This window comes from Deinococcus metalli, from assembly GCF_014201805.1.
Lineage (GTDB): Bacteria > Deinococcota > Deinococci > Deinococcales > Deinococcaceae > Deinococcus > Deinococcus metalli.
In genome coordinates this window covers 300,953-317,513 of the sequence record NZ_JACHFK010000003.1, presented here as the reverse complement: position 1 = coordinate 317,513, position 16,561 = coordinate 300,953, and the positions used below count along the sequence as shown (strand labels likewise).

Genomic DNA, 16,561 nt, shown 5'->3' with positions numbered 1-16,561 from the left:
GTCCGCGCAACTCGCCCGAATTCGTCCTCACCGTCAGCAGTTCAGGAGGCATATGAAGAAACTGGTAATGCTCAGCTCCATGCTCATCGTCTCGACCGCGCTGGCTGCCGCTCCCGCCGACACCCTGGTCATCCAGGAGTCGGCCGATATCCCCACGCTGGAGCCGGCCATTGCTTACGACACGGCCAGCGGCCAGGTCATCGAGAACATCTACGAGACCCTGGTCACCTACAAGGGCAGCAGCGTGCGCGACCTCGAGCCCATGCTGGCCACCAAGTGGACGATCAGCAATGGCGGCAAGACCTACACCTTCGACCTGCGCAAGAACGTCAAGTTCCACTCGGGCAACGCCTTCACCTGCGCGGACGCCGAGTACACCTACGAGCGCGACCTGGTGACCAACACCAGCGACAGCGGCAACTGGTTCTTGGCCGAGCCGCTGGTGGGCTCACAGAGCAACGCCAAGGACGACAAGAACGTCACGTGGGCGAAGATCGACAAGGCGGTCGAGTGCAACAACAACGGCCAGCTGGTGTTCAACCTGGTCAAGGTTGACCCGGCCTTCCTGGCCAAGCTGGCCGCGTCGTGGATGGGCATCGTCGACAAGCAGTGGGCCATCAAGATCGGCGAGTGGGACGGCACCGAAAAGACCTTCATGGACTGGGCCGGCAAGGAGGGCCTGGACAACTCGGCCCTGAACAAGCAGCCCAGCGGCACCGGCGCGTACAAGCTGGTGCGCCGTGACGCCAATGCGCTGCTTGCCACCGCCTTCGACGGGTACTGGGGCAAGAAGCCGGCCATCAAGAACGTGATCATCCAGAAGGTGCCGGAACTGGCCGCCCGCCAGCAGGCCTTCCTGCGCGGCGACGCCGACCTGATCGAGGGTGGCGGCCGCGCCGTTGACGAGGAACAGGTCAAGGGCAAGTCCGGCGTGGTGTGGATCGACAACCTGCCCAACGTGGTCTCCACCGGCTTCTTCATGAACGAGAAGATCAACGGCACGCAGGGCAGCGGCAAGCTGGACGGCGCCGGCATCCCCGCGAACTTCTTCAGCGACGTGAACGTCCGCCGCGCCTTCGCGTACACCTTCAACTACCAGCAGTACATCACCGACGTGCAGAAGGGCAAGGGCATGCAGCGCACCATGCTGCTCCCGGACTCCTTCCCCGGCTACGACGCCAAGGTCAAGAAGTACTCCTTTGACGCCAAGCAGGCCACGGCGTACTTCAAGCGCGCGTGGGGCGGCAACGTCTGGAAGAACGGCTTCACCATCACGGCCAACTACCGCGCCGGCAGCGTGGGCGCCCAGACGGCCATGGAAATCCTCCAGAAGAACCTTGCGACCATCAACCCCAAGTTCAAGCTGGTGATCCAGGCCAAGCAGTGGAGCGAAATGCTCAAGGACTCCAACGCCGGCAAGGAAGCCATGATCATCATCGGCTGGGCTCCGGACTACGCCGACGCCGACAACTTCCTGTACACCTTCTACTCGTCCAACGGCTACTACTTCCCGCGCAGCAACTGGAAGGACGCCCAGGTCGACAAGTGGCTGGATCAGGCCCGCACCACCGTCAACCAGGCCGAGCGCAACCGCCTGTACTCGCTGGTCGCCAACCGCGCCTACGAGCAGGCCCCGTACCTGCTGGTGCCGGCCGCCGTGAACTACGGCTTCCAGCGCGACAACCTGGTCGGCTCGACCGCACAGACCTACAACCCCATGCTGGGCTTCTCGTACACGGGCACCTTCTGGAAGGAACTCAGCAAGAAGTAAACTCAGGCAGACCCGTCTGAAGCGGGCGGGGCGGCCCACGTCGGGCTGCCCCCCCGCTTAAGTCCGTCCCTGAACAGCGCATTGCCGAGGCACCTATGTTGAATTTCATCGTCAGACGGCTCATCCAGATTCCCGTGGTGATGCTCGTCCTGTCTCTCCTCATCGTCGGGCTGACCCAGCTGCTGTCGCCCGAGCAGCGCGCCGCGCCGTATATCCGCAACGAGCAGCAGGCCGCGCACGTGCAGGAGATCATCAAGGCCCGCGGCCTGGACCAGCCGTTTGCCGTGCAGTACGGTCGGTGGTTCACCAGCACGATCCACGGCGACCTGGGCTTCTCGAAGGCCAGCGGCAAGGACGTCGTGGCAACGATCCAGGAGCGGCTTCCCGCCACCATCGAGCTGACGCTGCTGACCACCATCCCGATCCTGCTGTTCGCGGTGTGGCTGGGCACCCTGGCCGCCCTGCACAAGGACAAGCTGATCGACCAGATCGTGCGCGTGTTCACGACCATCGGCTTCAGTTTGCCCACCTTCGTGCTGGGGATCCTGATGCTGGCGGTGTTCTACGCCTACCTGGGCTGGCTGCCCGGCGCGGGACAGCTGAGCGTCCTGAACCAGTTCGCGGTCGGTGACCTGCACCGCTACACCGGCATGCTCACGGTCGACGCCGCCCTGAACGGCCGCTGGGACATCGCGTGGGACGTACTCCAGCACATGATCCTGCCGGCGCTGACGCTGATCATCGTGCTGTCGCCGCAGATGGTGCGCGTGATGCGCAACTCCATGCTGGAAACGCTGACCAGCGACTTCGTGCGGACCGCGCGGGCCAAGGGCCTTGCTCCGCGCATCGTGAACAACAAGCACGCCCGGCGCAACGCCCTGCTGCCGATGGTCACGCTGGGCGGCTTCCTGATCATCGGCCTGCTGGGCGGCTCGCTGATCACCGAGACGATCTTCGCGTACCCGGGGGTGGGCCAGTGGGTGGTGCAGGCCGCGTCGCAGATCGACCTCGCGGCGGTGCTGGGCTTTGCCCTCCTCACGGCGCTGATCGTGGTCGTGTTGCAGACGCTGGTGGACATCCTGTACGGCGTGATCGACCCGCGCGTGAGGTTCGACTGATGTCCCCGGCTGTCCTCTTCCGAGCCCAGGAGGCCGCATGACCACCGCGAACGCTCCGATCCCTGTGGACCAGCGCACGCGCTGGCAGCTGTTCTGGACGAGTCCGGCCATGCGCAAGCTGCGGCGCAACCCGCTGGCGATCACCGGCCTGCTGATCTCGGTGTTCTTCGCCCTGGTCGCCATCTTTGCGCCGCTGCTCGCCAAACCGGCGGACAACTGCCTGCGCGACCTGAACCTCACCACCGCCAACGAGGTGTATAACCCGCTGGGCGGAGGCTTCTGGCGCGCGATCCTGGCGCCCCCGCAGAGCTGTTACAAGATGCAGCGGGTCAGCTTCGCGCAGGAACCGTCCAGCCCCAGCAGCGAGCAGCCCATGGGCACCGTGAACGGGTACTCGATCTACTACGGGCTGGTGTGGGGCACCCGCACGGCGCTGAAACTCGCGTTCATCATCGAGATCATCACGCTGGCGATCGGTGTGGTGATGGGCGCCATCAGCGGCTATTACGGCGGCTGGGTGGACAACCTGATCCAGCGCTTCATCGACATCATCTTCGCGCTGCCGGGCATCATCCTGACGGTCGTGATCCTGACCATCCTGCGCGCCAAGAATCCAGGCGGCGATCCCACCATCCCGATCATCATTGCGTTCTGTGTGGCCGGCTGGGCCGGGTACGCCCGCGTGGTGCGCGGGGACGTGCTGCGCACACGTGAGCTGGAGTACGTGGACGCCGCCCGTGGCCTGGGCGCCCGGGACTGGCGCCTGATCGCCCGGCACATCATCCCGAACTCGATCACGACCGTGTTCACCATCGGCGTGATGGACCTGGCGACGACGCCGCTTGCGATCGCGGCGCTGTCGTTCTTGGGACTGGGCTTCGAGCCCGGCTACAGCGAGTGGGGCCAGCTGATCAACTTCGCCCGCGCGTGGCTCAAGCCGGAGTACTGGTACGTGCTGGTGTACCCGGCGGCCGTGATCATCGTGTTCAGCCTGGCCTTCAACCTGTTCGGTGACGGCCTGCGCGACGCGCTCGACCCCAAGACGCGCTGAGCCGACGTCCTGAAACGCCTGCCGGTCAGCTCGACGGCAGGCGTTCGTCTGTCGCGGGTGGTTCCGGGTCGCGCACCCACGCCGGCAGCCACGTCCAGATCCGCGCGTGCAGCAGCGCGGCCGTGAGCCAGAAAACCGCGAGCAGCAGCGGCTGGCGCACCAGCGTGCAGCCCAGCAGGAACACCACGCCGGGCGCGGTGGCCGCCTGGATCGCCGCCGTGAGAGCTGTCTGCCGCGCCGGCAGGTCGGTCTGGGCGGCCAGGTGCAGGGACCGTCGCAGCGCCCATCCGGCCAGCGCCACCGCCAGGACATACAGCGCCAGCGCGGCACCCAGGGGCGTCGTGCCGGCATGGTCGACCAGCAGCAGGGCGCCCAGCACCGTGCCGGGCACGGCCAGCGCCGCCAGCGCCAGCCCATACGCTCGCCGCGCGGCGCCCAGCAGGCCCGCCCGGGTGCCGCTCCGCAGGTCGCGGGTCAGGCTTTCAAGCATGCGCGGCGGTCAGCAGCGTCACGGTGGCGGGCACGCCGCCCACCTCGACGGCCGCGCCGTCCGTGAGTTCCCTGCGCAGCCGCGCGAGGCTCAGGCCCGCCGCGTGCTCGCCGGCCTGCCCGACCACGCGGCCCGCCTGCGTGACCTCTGCGCGCTCCGGCAGACCCTCCCCGGCCAGCCGCACGAGGTGGTAGCGGGCGTTGCCGCGCGCCTCCAGGCGGGCCATGATCTCCTGACCCACGTAACAGCCCTTGCGGTAGCTGATGGCCGGCAGGGGGCCGCCCACGTCCAGCCCGATCTCCTGGAGCAGGGTGCCGGTAAAGCCGTCGCGCACCACATCGGGAATTCCGGCGCGGATGCGGGCGGCGTTCAGGGCGGCCAGGGTGCCCTCCCCGCCGGGCAGCGCGGCCAGCAGGGCGTCCTCGTGCCGGCGCAGGTAGTGCAGGTCCACGCCGGGCGTGCCGGTGCGGTTCACGCGGGCCGCCAGCGTGGTGATGCCCACCAGCTCGAACTGCTGCGCGTCCGGACCGTCCGGGTTCCAGCCGGCCAGTTGCTCCGGGTCGTGCACGTGCACGCTGGCGAGCAGCTCGGTGCTGTCCTGGATCTCGACCTGGTCGAAGATCACGTAGCGCTTCAGGCGGGCAGCCAGCGTGGGGGCCTGCCCGGCGTCGAGGTGCAGGTACACGTCGAGGTCGCGGCGGTACGCGCGCGCGAAGTGCTCGATCTGACCGCGCACGTTCAGGAAGGCCCCGGCCACCATGCCGGGAATGGGCGCTCCGCGCAGGTCGCCGGTCATCTGGCCCTGCACGAAGTCCACGCGGTCCGCTCCGGTCAGACGCAGGCTGGAGGAGGGCAGTCGAGTCCACATGCGCCCAGGGTACGGGATGTCGCGGACGGCCTTTGTGTGCGTGGGCGGCGCCCGGTCAGTCGCAGGCGTGTGCCAGGTCGCGCCGGGCCAGCTGGGCGCCGCGCGTGAGGTGCCAGCGGCCCAGGTCGGCCGTCTGCTCGCGGATGATCATCTCGGCCTGCGGCAGCGCGGCGCGGCGCGAGTCGAGGCTGCGGCGCACGACGGCGCTCAGGTCGTCCATGTTGCGCAGGTGCGCGCCCGCCACGTCCGCGATGGCCGGGTCGAGAATGCGCGGCACGCTGATGTCGATCAGGACCATCGGCCGCTCGGGGCGGGCCTGCAGCGCGTGTTCGACGCCCGCCGCCGTCAGCACGTAGTGCGGCGCGGCGCTGGAGGCGATCACCACGTCTGCGTGCGGCAGCGCCTCGTGCAGCAGATCGGCGGCGCAGGTGCGGCCCCCGAAGCGCTCGGCAAGCTGCCGGGCACGCTCGGCGGTGCGGTTCACCACGGTCACGTCCCGCACCCCGGCGGCGCGCAGGTGCGTGAGCGTGAGTTCGGCCGTCTCGCCCGCGCCCAGCACCAGCACGGCCTTGTCCTCCAGGCCGCCCAGCGCCGTGCGCGCGAGGTCCACCGCCACGCTGGACACGCTGACCACATGGTCGGCCATGCCCGTCTCGGCGCGGACGCGTTTGCCGGCGGCCAGGGCGCCCTGCGCGATCTTGTTCATCAGGCCGGTACTCAGGCCGCGTTCCCGGGCGTCCTGCCACGCGCGTTTGACCTGCCCCTGGATCTGCGTCTCACCGATCACCTGGCTGTCCAGGCCGGCCGCGACGCGGTAGAGGTGCTGGGCGGCGTCCTCGCCGTGGTACACGTACAGGTGGCCGTCCAGCGCGTGGCCCCACGCGCCCTCGAAGGCGGCGATCGGATCGCCGCTCAGGCCCGCGAGGTACACCTCGGTGCGGTTGCAGGTGCTCAGCAGCATGACCTCGCTGGCGTGGCGGGACAGGTGGTCCAGCAGCGCGCCCTCCTCGCCGGCGCGCACGGCGGCACGCTCGCGCACCTCGACGGGCGCAGTCTGGTGATTCAGGCCGACCACCGCGAAGTCCAGAGGCAGCGGCGCGAGGTGACCGGACGCGAGGATCAGGGCCTCGGCCGTCGGGCAGCGCAGGGTCATGCGGACGCTCCGGTCAGGCCCAGGTGGGCGCGGATGTCGTCGCGCAGGCCAGCCAGTGCCGCAGTGCGGTCGTCGGGGGCAGCATTCAGGGCGGCCTCACGCCGCCGCGACCACGCGTCGAGGTGCGCGGCGTCCGGCAGCAGCGGCCCCGTCGCCTCCGCGAGCGCCTGGGCGAGCATGGGCAGCTCCCGGCCCGTCGTGACCGCGATCTGCACGCCGTCACGTTCCATGACCGCCGGGAAGCGCAGGGTGCCGCGCTCGGCGTGCCCGGCGTGGTTCACGGGCACTCCGGCCGCACGGGCCTCGGCGGCCACCGCGTCGTTCACCGCGTCCACGTCGGTGGCGGCCACCACGAGCGCCGCGCCCGCGAGGTCACCGGCGTGGTAGGAGCGCTGCTCGACCGTTACGGGCAGGTCGCGCAGGCCCTGGGACACGCTGGGGGCGATCACATGTACGACCAGACCCGCGTCCAGCAGCGTGCGGGCGCGGCGGGCGGCCACGCGGCCCCCACCGACGACCACGGCGCGCGCACCGCGCAGTTCGAGGAAGGCCGCCAGACTCACCCGCGCATCTTAGACCCTGGATGAGGGGCTGACGTCCCCGACCGAACGGTCGGACGGCGCGCCCGGCCAGCTAGTCCGGCCGCACCGCCCGCTCAGCCGCGTCGGCCAGGGCCTCCAGGCTGGCGGTGTCCGCCACGGTGATCCGGGTGAAGCCCGCCGCGCGGGCCGCGTCCGCCGTCTGCGGGCCCATCGCCGTGACCGGCAGCGCCCGCGGATCGAAGTCGGCGGTGGCGAGCGCCGCGAGGTGCCGCGCCGCGCTGCCCGACGCGAGCGTCACGACCGCCGCCTCTTTCAGCCGCTGGAGGACGTTCTCGGTCGGCACGGCGGGTTCCGTGCGGTACAGCTCGGCGCGGGCGTACCCGATGCCGCGGGCGGCGAGGGCGCGTTCCAGATCATCTTCCGCGAGCTGCGAGGTGAGGTGCAGGGTGGCCTCGCCGGGGCGTGCGGGGAGCTGGGCACCCAGGTGCCGCGCGCCGGGCGTGTCCGGCACAAAATCCGCCCGCAGGCCGCGTTCCGCGAGGCTGCGCGCGGTGCTCGGCCCGACTGCCGCGAGTTTCGCGCGGGCCAGGGCGCGGGCATCCAGGCCGGCGTCCTCCAGGAAGGCGAACAGCGCCGTGACCGCCTGATTGCTGGTCAGCAGCAGCCAGCCCTCGAAGTCGTGCAGCGCGTCCGCGACCGGCCCGGTGTCGGCCGTGGGCGCAAAGCGGATCAGCGGCACCTCCAGCACGCTCGCGCCGCGTGCCCGCAGCACGTCGCCCAGCGCGCTCGCGCCCTCGCGGGTGCGGGTCACGGCCACCGTCTTGCCGGCCAGCGGACCGCCGAAGTGCGCCGCGAGGTCGAACCAGCGCAGCTGCTCGCGCAGGCGCACCACCTCGCCCACCACGGTCACGGCGGGCGCCTCCAGCCCCGCGTCCCGCACCACCTGCGCGATGGTGGTCAGGGTGCCGGTCACGGTGCGCTGCTGCGGCGTGCTGCCCCACTGGATGGTCGCGGCGGGCGTGTCCGGGTGCCGCCCTGCGGCGATCAGCTCCGCGGCGATCTGCTCCAGGTTGCGCACGCCCATCAGCAGCACCAGGGTGTCCACGCCGGACAGCCGCTCATAGTGCGCGCCGCCCTCCCGCGTGTTGCCGGTCAGGACGGCGAAGCTGCGGGCGATCTCACGGTGCGTCACGGGAATGCCGGCGTACGCGGGCGCGGCGATGGCGCTGCTCACGCCCGGCACGACCTCGAAGGGAATCCCGGCGTGCGCGCAGGCCTCTGCTTCCTCGCCGCCGCGCCCGAACACGTAGACGTCCCCACCCTTCAGGCGCGCCACGCGCCGCCCCCCGCCTTCCTGCGCCTTGACGACGATCAGCGCGTTGATCTGCTCCTGGCTGATGTACTCGGAAAAGCCCTTCTTGCCCACGTAGATCGTCTCGGCGTCCGGTGCGAAGCGCAGCAGGTCGGGGTTGGCAAGGTAGTCGAACAGCACCACATCCGCCTCCCGCAGCGCGCGTGCTCCGTGCAGGGTGAGCAGGCCGGGATCGCCGGGGCCTGCCCCGATCAGGGACACGAACGCGCGGGACGCTGGGACGGGATCACTCATGCCGACAGGCTAGCTTCCCCGGGGAAGGCTGTCTAAGGTCAAAAGGTCTCACGACCTGACCTTTTGGCCTCCCTCAGTCCGAGGCCGTCGCGTGAAGCGCGTCGCCGGAGGGCACCGCGGCCCCGCCGCTCTGATGGGAAGCGTCCGCGCTCAGGGGCCACGCGAGGTGGTGGGCCGCCGTGTCGTGCAGGCCAGCAAAGCGCAGGTGACGCTGACAGATGAACCACAGCTCCTCGCGGTCGTTCGGCAGGATGAAATACGCGTCGGACGACTCGGAGGGGTTGTACACGCCCACCACGCGGTACGCGCGGTTCTCGGTAAAGCCGCTGAGCAGGGGCAGAGGCACCGGGGCGCGCGGGCCGTCCAGCTGGACGATCCGCACGAACATCTGCGGGTGAAAGGCGAGCATGCCCCAGCGTGCGGGCGCTGGCCGCGCCACACGGCACGAAGGGCCACACACTCAAGGTCAGCCGAAGCCCGGCTCAAGCCCATGTGTAGTCCGGCTGAGACGGTCTTCACGCAGTACCCTGCGGCCATGGACTCCTGGCAGCGCATCTCTCACGCGGAAGCGGCGGCACACGCGGACTTCGGCACGGCCGAGCGGTTCGGGCCGCTGGTCGCGGCGTTCGTGGCGCCGGGCCTGCCGCTCAACACGGCGTGGCACGACGGCACCCGCGCCCCCACGGCCGCCGAACTGGACGCCTTCGAGACCTTCAGCGCGCAGCACGCCGCGCCCGCCACCCTGCACGTGCTCTCCCCCGCCGCGCCTGCGCTCCTGCCACTGCTGCGCGAGCGCGGGTACGCCCTGGACTATGTGCTGCACCTGTACACCCACGCCCTGGACACGCTGCCGGACGTTCCGCTGCCCGTGCACGAGGAGCCGGATGCGGACACCTGGGCCGCCCTGTCCGCGCAGGGCTTCGGGCCGGGCAGCGAGGAGATCATGCGGATCGTGGGCCACGCGCCCGGCACACGCCGCTTCGTGGCCCAGGTAGATGGAGTGCCGGCCGGCAGCGGGGCGCTGGGCGTCACGGGCGACGTGGGCGCGCTGTACGGCATGTCCACCGTGGAGGGCGCCCGGCGGCGCGGCGTGCAGGCCGCGCTGATCGCCGCCCGGCTGCACGCGGCCCGGCAGGCGGGAGCCACGCTCGCCACCGTGTTCACCACGCCCGGCACCGGCAGCGAGCGCAATGTCCTGCGCGCGGGCTTCGCGCTGTCGGGCATGCGGCTGACCTTCACGCGGCCGCCCGGGCTCAGTACACGCTGAAGCACACGCGCAGCAGGTCCAGCGCCCGCCGGTCGACCGGCCCGAGGTCGCCGGGCAGGGCGTCCAGCGGGAAAAACTGCAGCGCGCGGCCCTCGTGACCGTCGGGGCGCAGGTCGCTGTCCCACTGCCGGATCACGTACACGGTCGTGATCTGGTAGAACTCGTCGCCGTTGGGGAGCCGCACGAAGGTGTCCGGGCCGCTGATCACCGTGAACAGCAGCGGCTCGCGGGGACTCACGCCGGTCTCCTCCAGCAGTTCGCGGCGCAGGGTGTCCTCCAGCGCCTCGCCGAGTTCCGCGATACCGCCGGGCGTGCCCCACGTGCCGGTATCGCTGCGCTGCTGGAGCAGCACCTCGCCGTCCGCGGTCACCAGCAGGGCGCACACGCCCGCCCAGTTCACCGGCGCGTGGCCGATCCGGTCGCGCAGGTGCCGCACGTATCCCGCGGCGGTCATACGCTCCCCTGCACGGCGCGGCGGCCCAGCAGCACGTGACCGCGTGGATTCGTGATCACCGCGCCCACGCCGATGAGGTTGACGGGCCGGGCACCGACAGCAGCCCGCAGGTCACAAACATAGCCCAATGTACTCATATGAGCATCTTACACACCAGACGCCGCGCTCCGCACCGCATCCCGCACCGCCGCGCACACCGCCTCCTGCACCAGCGCGCCCAGCAGCATCGGATCGGCGGGCGGCCGCGCGCCCGAACTCAGGACGAAGGCGCTGTCGCCGTCCCAGAAGGTGTGGCTGGGGTGGATCACGCGTGCCAGGGCCGTCTGGGCGGCGTCTGCAAGGCGGCGGCAGTCGGCCTTGCCCAGCGCGTGCTCGGTCACCACCGCCACCAGCGTGGTGCTCTCCACCTCGCCCGGCGTGAAGGCCACGGCGCCCGGCCCCACCCCCGGCCCGGCCAGCACGCCGCCGCATTCGTCCAGCACGTCTCCGATCGGATTCACGACCGCCAGCGCGCCCACCCGCACGCCGTGCCGTTCCACCAGCACGCTGCCCAGTCCGCCGGGCACCGCGCCCACGCCCGCGTACTTCCCGGCGGTCGCGCCGGTGCCCGCCCCCACCCGGCCACGCGGCACGGCACCCGCGGACGCGGCCCGCGCCGCCAGCTCTCCCTCACGCTCGCCGGGCCGGGCACGGGGGTCGCCCACCCCGAGGTCGTAGATCACGGCGGCCGGCACGATGGGCACGCGCGCCCACGGCGTCTCGTGCCCGATGCCGCGCTCCTCCAGCACGCGCACCACCCCGGCCGCCGCCGCCAGCCCGAAGGCGCTGCCGCCCGTAAGCAGCAGGGCGTGCACGCGCTCGACCTTCTTCTCGGGGGCCAGCAGCACGCCCTCGCGCGTGCCGGGGCTGGGCCCCAGGAACGACCCGGACGCCACCGCGCCCCCCGGCGGGCACAGGATCACCGTGCAGCCGGTCAGGCCGACGGGGTCCGTCCAGTGGCCGACGTGAAAACCGGGAATGGCCGTGAGGGTCGCGTTGGCGGGCGTCACACCGCCACTACACCACGCCGGGCGTACCGTGGGGCATGACCACACCCGTTCCGGAGCAGACCCTGACCTTCGAGTCCGGCGGCCGCACGCTGAACGCCGAGGTGTACCGGCCCGCCGTGAATGCTGGCGCCGCGCCCGGCGTGCTGGTGATCCATGAAGCGTTCGGGCTGAATGACGACATCCGCGCCATCACCGCCCGCTTCGCCCGCGCGGGGTACGTGGCGCTGGCGGTCGACCTGTTCAGCGGCCGCCACCCCGCCGCGTGCATGGTCCGCCTGATGGGCGGCCTGTTCCTGAACTCGCTGGAACACCAGGGCGTGCACGACACCCGCCGCGCACTGGACGTGCTGGGCCATCTGGACGGCGTGGACGCCGCGCGGCTGGGCGCGGTGGGCTTCTGCCTGGGCGGCAGCCTCGCGGTCGCCATGGCGTGCACGGACGACCACGTGAAGGCCGTGGCGCCCTATTACGGCTTCGCGCCGCGGCCCGCGGAGGCGCTGCGCCGCGCGTGCCCGGTGGTCGGCTCGTTCCCCGAGCGCGACGTCACAAGGAAGCAGGGCGAACGCATGCAGGCCGAACTGACGGCCGCCGGCATCCCGAACGACATCAAGATCTACCCCGGTGCGCGGCATTCCTTCGCCAACCACGGCCCAGCTTTCGACGCGGTCGCCAGCGAGGATGCGTGGAGCCGCGTGATGACCTTCTTCGACGAGCACGTGGTCGGCCGCAGCGACCACGCGTAATCTCCGCGCTCAGGCCTCGTCGATGCCGCGCAGCTTCTCCACGCGCCCGGCCAGCTCCGGCAGTTCCAGGGCGCGCAGGGCCTTCGTGGCGCGGGCCATGCCAGCGTCGTCCACGCGCCCCTGGTTCCACCCGGCGATCAGCATGGCGCAGCCCTGCAGGCCGTCGCTGACGGTCTCCTTGTGGAACATGGCAGCCAGTGTGCCGGCCTGTACGGGCTTGGTCTGCTGGAGCTGGGCCTGCACGTCCAGCACCACCTGCATGAACACCTGATCGAGCCGGGCGCGGTCGTCCGGAGAGATGGCTTTACCGGTCATGGACGCAGTGTAGGGGCCGGGAGCGACGCTCAGCCCCTGGCCGTCAGGTCATCGTCCAGCGTGCGGCCGTTGGTGTCGTCGTCCTCGTCGGCCTTCTGGCGGTTGGGGTTGCCGTGCTCCACGCCGATGTCGTGGGTGCCGGGGCTGTCCTGCACCACGCCGCGGTCCTCGTAGTCGTTGGGGATGTGCCGCAGGCTCTCGGCGTCACTGTGGTATTCCTGCGCCTGGTCGTGCGTCTCGTCGCTGCGGTGTCCGGTCATGTCCGCATGCTGCGGGGGGCGAGGTGGGGACGGGTGTGCCGGGCGTCAAGAGGGCTTGAGACAGACCACGCGACGCGCGGGCCAGTACACTCGGCGTACCACCATGAGACGACCTGCGACGTTCCTGACGTTCGCGCTGCTGGCTTCGGCCGCGGCGCAGTCCGCCCTGCCCCCGAACACGGCCCGCATCCACTACCAGCGACCGGACGGCAACTACACCGGCTGGAGCCTGCACGCGTGGGAGGACACCACGGCCACCCTGACGTGGGACAAACCCCTTGTGCAGACCGGCAAGGACGACTGGGGCGCGTACTTCGACGTGCCGCTGAAGACCGGCGCGCAGAAGGTTGCCTTCATCATCCACAAGGGCGACACCAAAGACCCCGGCCCGGACCTGTTCCTCGACCTCAGCAGGGGCCGGGAACTGTTTCTGAAGTCCGGCAGTGCGAACGTGGCCTACGCGAAGGGCGCCCCGCTGAACGTGGACGCGACCAAGGCGCCCGCGGCCCAGGCCGCGCCGGCTGCCCCCGCGACGCCTGCCCCCACGACCGCGCCCGCGCCCGCGTCCACCGCGCAGCCGATCCCGGCGAATGTCCTGCGCGTGCGCTACGTGCGCCCGGACGGCCAGTACACCGGCTGGGGCCTGCACGTGTGGGAGGACACCACCGCGACCGTCGCGTGGGATAAGCCGCTGCCGCAGACGGGTGTGGACGCCGGCGGCGCGTACTGGGACGTGCCCCTCAAACCCGGCGCGGCCAAGGTGGGCTTCATCGTTCACAGGGGCGACGAGAAGGACCCAGGCCCCGACCTGTTCGCCGATCCCACGAAGGGCCACGAGGTCACGGTCACGAGCGGCAAGGCCGACTTCGCGTACGGCGCGCCCGCCGCGCTGAGCGACCCGCCCGTGCCGGCCGGCAGTGTCCGCATCAACTACTACCGCCCGGACGGGCAGTACGGCGGCTGGGGCCTGCACGCGTGGGAGGACACCACGGCCACCGTGACGTGGGACAAACCGCTGAACCAGACGGGCAAGAGCAGCTTCGGGGTGTACTGGGACGTGCCTATGAAGACCGACTGGACAAAACTGGGCTTCCTGATCCACAAGGGCGACGAGAAAGATCCCGGGCCGGACATGCTCCTGACCCGAGAGATGGGCACCCAGGCATGGATCGTGAGCGGCAACGCCGCCGTGAACACCACCCGCCCCGACACCACCGTGCGGGTGGTGGGCGACCTGAGCAAGCAGCAGGCGATCATGCTGAGCGCCACTCAGCTCGCCGTGAAGCCGGAGCTGGCGCAGCCGGGCGCCTTCCTGACGCTGCACGTCTCGCTGGACGCGGGCCTGAAGCTCGGCGCGGACGGCGTGAGCGGCGGCAGCACGATCACGCTGGAGGAGGTGCCGGGTGGCCTCAGCACCGCGCAGAAGGCGAAGGTGCCGTACCTGGCGGGCTACCGGCTGCTGCAGGTGCGCGCCGAGGACCGCGCGAAGATCGCCGGGGCGCTGCGCGGGCAGCTCGCCGTGAGCAGCGTGATGCCCGACGGCACGGTGCTGGACGCGACCGGCGTGCAGACCGCGTGGGCGCTGGACGACGTGGCCGCCTACGACGGCCCGCTGGGCGTGACGTGGCAGGGCGCTGTGCCCACCCTGCGCCTGTGGGCGCCGACCGCGCAGGACGTGAAGCTGCGGCTCTCGAACGCGGACGGCCAGGGTGAACGCACCGTCGCCATGACCCGCGACGCGAAGGGGGTATGGTCGGCCGCCGGCAACCAGAGCTGGCGCGGCCTTGGCTACCGCTACGAGGTGAAGGTCTACGCGCCCAGCACCGGCAAGATCGAGACGAACGTCGTGACCGATCCGTACGCCGTGGCGCTGAGCGTGAACAGCGCCCGCAGCGTGATCGTGGACCTGAACGACGCGGCCCAGAAACCCGCCGGGTGGGACGCCCTGAAAAAACCTGCCCTGCGCAGCGCGGGCGACCTGAGTTTCTACGAGCTGCACCTGCGCGACTTCAGCGCGGCGGACCCGACCGTGCCCGCCGCGCAGCGCGGCACGTATCTGGCCTTCACGCAGAGCGGCAGCGCAGGCATGACGCACCTCAGGGCCCTGGCCGACGCCGGCCTGAAGGCCATCCACCTGCTGCCGACCTTCGACATCGCCACCATCGAGGAGGACAAGTCGAAGTGGAAGGTCACGCCGGACCTGAGCGCGTTCCCGCCGGACAGCGAGGAGCAGCAGAAGGCCGTAAACGCCGTGAAGGACGCCGACGCGTACAACTGGGGCTACGATCCGTACCACTACATGGTGCCCGAGGGCAGCTACGCCGTGAACGCGGCCCAGCGCACCAAGGAGTACCGCCAGATGGTGATGGCCCTGAACGGCGCCGGACTGCGGGTGGTGCAGGACGTGGTGTTCAACCACACCGCCGCCAGCGGGCAGGCCGAGCGCAGCGTGCTGGACAGGGTCGTGCCCGGCTACTACCACCGCCTGAACGCGAACGGCGGCGTCGAGAACTCCACGTGCTGCGCGAACACCGCCACCGAGCACACCATGATGCGCCGGCTGATGGTGGACACGCTGGTGCTGATGGCCCGGGCCTACAAGATCGACGGCTTCCGCTTCGACCTGATGGGTCACCACATGGTCGCGGACATGCAGGCTGTCCGCCGAGCGCTGGACGCCCTGACCGTGCAGAAGGACGGCGTGGACGGCAGGGCCATCTACCTCTACGGCGAGGGCTGGAATTTCGGGGAGGTGCAGGGCAACCAGCGCGGCGTGAACGCCACCCAGCTCAACCTGTACGGCCAGGGGATCGGCACCTTCAACGACCGCGTGCGCGACGCCGTGCGCGGCGGCAATCCCTTCGGCGGCCTCCAGGATCAGGGCTTTGCCACGGGACTGTTCACGGTGCCGAACGGTCAGCCGCAGAACACCGACCGGGCCAGGGCTCTGAAACTGGCCGATCAGGTGCGGATCGGGCTGACCGGCAACCTGCGCGACTTCAAGTTCACCGACGCCAGCGGCCAGACCGTGACGGGCGCACAGGTCGACTACGGCGGCCAGCCCACCGGCTACGCGGCCAGTCCGCGCGAGGCGATCACCTACGTCAGCGCGCACGACAACCAGACGCTGTTCGACGCCGTGCTCCTCAAGGCCCCGAAGACGGCGACGGGCGCGCAGCGCACCCGCATGCAGAACCTCGCCAACAGCGTGGTGCTGCTCGGCCAGGGCCTGCCCTTCAGCTACGCCGGCGACGACATCCTTCGCTCCAAGTCCTTCGACACCGACAGCTACAACAGCGGCGACTGGTTCAATACCCTGGACTGGTCGCTGAAGACCAACGGCTTCGGCCGGGGCCTGCCGCCCGCCGAGAAGAACAGCGGGAACTGGCCGCTGTACCGGGCCATTCTGGGCGATCCGGCCATGCGCGTCACGCCCGCCAATATCGTGCGCGCCTTCGACCACTACCGCGAGATGCTGCGCGTGCGCTACTCCAGCACCCTGTTCCGCCTGGACACCGCCGCGCAGGTGCAGCAGGCCCTGACCTTCCTGAATACCGGCCCCCAGCAGCAGCCCGGCGTGATCGCCGTGAAACTCAGCGGCGCGGTCAGCTCCACCAATCCATACCGGAACATCGTGGTGGTCTTCAACGGCAGCGGCGCGCCCGTGACCGTCACGAACCCGGCCCTGCAGGGGCTGAACCTCACGCTGCACCCCGCGCTGGCCGCCAGCACCGACGCTGCCGTGAAGACCAGCCGCTACGCGGGCAGCGCCGTTACCGTGCCCGGCCTGACCACCGCCGTGTTCGTCGGGAAGTAAGTCAGAGCGGGGGTACGGAGGGCCCTGGGGTCAGAGGATGCTGCGCCGGACCTCCAG

Annotated in this window: 17 protein-coding genes; 6 read left to right on the top strand and 11 right to left on the bottom strand. The window is 70.6% G+C overall.

Annotated features, from left to right (window positions below):
• Positions 1–52: 52 nt before the first annotated feature.
• From HNQ07_RS08550 to HNQ07_RS08540, 3 genes are all read left to right on the top strand, one after another.
• Positions 53–1,771, top strand: coding sequence for an ABC transporter substrate-binding protein (locus HNQ07_RS08550; RefSeq protein ID WP_184110664.1), 1,719 nt, complete (start codon positions 53–55; stop codon positions 1,769–1,771).
• A 95-nt stretch (positions 1,772–1,866) separates the two neighbouring features.
• Positions 1,867–2,889 (top strand): ABC transporter permease, encoded by a 1,023-nt coding sequence (locus tag HNQ07_RS08545; RefSeq protein ID WP_184110662.1) that lies wholly within the window; start codon positions 1,867–1,869, stop codon positions 2,887–2,889.
• A 37-nt stretch (positions 2,890–2,926) separates the two neighbouring features.
• A complete protein-coding gene (locus HNQ07_RS08540) occupies positions 2,927–3,940 on the top strand; it encodes an ABC transporter permease (protein WP_184110660.1) in 1,014 nt (337 codons plus the stop codon).
• A 25-nt stretch (positions 3,941–3,965) separates the two neighbouring features.
• Here the strand turns inward: HNQ07_RS08540 and HNQ07_RS08535 are convergent, their stop codons facing one another.
• The 6 genes from HNQ07_RS08535 to HNQ07_RS08510 all read right to left on the bottom strand — a co-directional run bounded on the left by HNQ07_RS08535 (position 3,966) and on the right by HNQ07_RS08510 (position 9,008).
• Positions 3,966–4,430, bottom strand: a complete 465-nt coding sequence (locus HNQ07_RS08535) for a hypothetical protein (RefSeq protein WP_184110658.1) — start codon at positions 4,428–4,430, stop codon at positions 3,966–3,968.
• On the bottom strand, positions 4,423–5,298 hold the full coding sequence (ygfZ, locus tag HNQ07_RS08530; protein WP_184110656.1) for a CAF17-like 4Fe-4S cluster assembly/insertion protein YgfZ: 876 nt from the start codon (positions 5,296–5,298) through the stop codon (positions 4,423–4,425). The genes HNQ07_RS08535 and ygfZ overlap by 8 nt, the downstream gene beginning before the upstream one ends.
• Positions 5,299–5,353: 55 nt before the next feature.
• Positions 5,354–6,451, bottom strand: a complete 1,098-nt coding sequence (gene hemA, locus HNQ07_RS08525) for a glutamyl-tRNA reductase (protein WP_184110654.1) — start codon at positions 6,449–6,451, stop codon at positions 5,354–5,356.
• Positions 6,448–7,014 carry a precorrin-2 dehydrogenase/sirohydrochlorin ferrochelatase family protein gene (locus tag HNQ07_RS08520; RefSeq protein ID WP_229831881.1) on the bottom strand — a complete coding sequence of 189 codons (567 nt, stop codon included), beginning with the start codon at positions 7,012–7,014 and terminating at the stop codon, positions 6,448–6,450. Before HNQ07_RS08520 ends, hemA begins: the two co-directional genes overlap by 4 nt.
• Before the next feature lie 70 nt (positions 7,015–7,084).
• A complete protein-coding gene (cobA, locus tag HNQ07_RS08515) occupies positions 7,085–8,599 on the bottom strand; it encodes a uroporphyrinogen-III C-methyltransferase (protein WP_184110651.1) in 1,515 nt (504 codons plus the stop codon).
• A gap of 73 nt (positions 8,600–8,672) precedes the next feature.
• Entirely contained in the window at positions 8,673–9,008 is a 336-nt protein-coding gene (locus tag HNQ07_RS08510) for a hypothetical protein (RefSeq protein ID WP_229831882.1), read from the bottom strand.
• A gap of 126 nt (positions 9,009–9,134) precedes the next feature.
• Between HNQ07_RS08510 and HNQ07_RS08505 the strand changes: the two genes are divergently transcribed.
• Entirely contained in the window at positions 9,135–9,866 is a 732-nt protein-coding gene (locus tag HNQ07_RS08505) for a GNAT family N-acetyltransferase (RefSeq protein ID WP_184110650.1), read from the top strand.
• Here HNQ07_RS08505 and HNQ07_RS08500 read toward each other — a convergent pair.
• The 3 genes from HNQ07_RS08500 to HNQ07_RS08490 are packed head-to-tail and all read right to left on the bottom strand — an operon-like array spanning position 9,853 to position 11,369.
• Positions 9,853–10,320, bottom strand: a complete 468-nt coding sequence (locus HNQ07_RS08500; protein ID WP_184110649.1) for an NUDIX hydrolase — start codon at positions 10,318–10,320, stop codon at positions 9,853–9,855. The genes HNQ07_RS08505 and HNQ07_RS08500 overlap by 14 nt on opposite strands.
• Complete coding sequence (locus HNQ07_RS08495; protein ID WP_184110648.1) at positions 10,317–10,457, bottom strand: NUDIX hydrolase; 141 nt, start codon at positions 10,455–10,457, stop codon at positions 10,317–10,319. The genes HNQ07_RS08500 and HNQ07_RS08495 overlap by 4 nt, the downstream gene beginning before the upstream one ends.
• A gap of 9 nt (positions 10,458–10,466) precedes the next feature.
• A complete protein-coding gene (locus HNQ07_RS08490) occupies positions 10,467–11,369 on the bottom strand; it encodes a P1 family peptidase (protein ID WP_184110647.1) in 903 nt (300 codons plus the stop codon).
• A gap of 35 nt (positions 11,370–11,404) precedes the next feature.
• Here HNQ07_RS08490 and HNQ07_RS08485 point away from each other — a divergent pair, with 35 nt between their 5' ends.
• Positions 11,405–12,112, top strand: coding sequence for a dienelactone hydrolase family protein (locus HNQ07_RS08485; protein WP_184110646.1), 708 nt, complete (start codon positions 11,405–11,407; stop codon positions 12,110–12,112).
• A gap of 9 nt (positions 12,113–12,121) precedes the next feature.
• On the opposite strand, the gene HNQ07_RS08480 is transcribed toward HNQ07_RS08485, so the two are convergent.
• Both HNQ07_RS08480 and HNQ07_RS08475 read right to left on the bottom strand, forming a co-directional pair.
• The gene (locus HNQ07_RS08480) at positions 12,122–12,427 is read right to left on the bottom strand and encodes a hypothetical protein (protein ID WP_184110644.1); all 306 of its coding nucleotides are present in this window, start codon (positions 12,425–12,427) and stop codon (positions 12,122–12,124) included.
• Positions 12,428–12,456: 29 nt separating this feature from the next.
• Entirely contained in the window at positions 12,457–12,687 is a 231-nt protein-coding gene (locus HNQ07_RS08475) for a hypothetical protein (RefSeq protein WP_184110642.1), read from the bottom strand.
• A gap of 103 nt (positions 12,688–12,790) precedes the next feature.
• Between HNQ07_RS08475 and pulA the strand changes: the two genes are divergently transcribed.
• Positions 12,791–16,504: a pullulanase-type alpha-1,6-glucosidase gene (gene pulA / locus HNQ07_RS08470; protein WP_184110640.1), complete on the top strand. Its 3,714-nt coding sequence runs from the start codon at positions 12,791–12,793 to the stop codon at positions 16,502–16,504.
• The last annotated feature ends 57 nt before the right edge of the window (positions 16,505–16,561 follow it).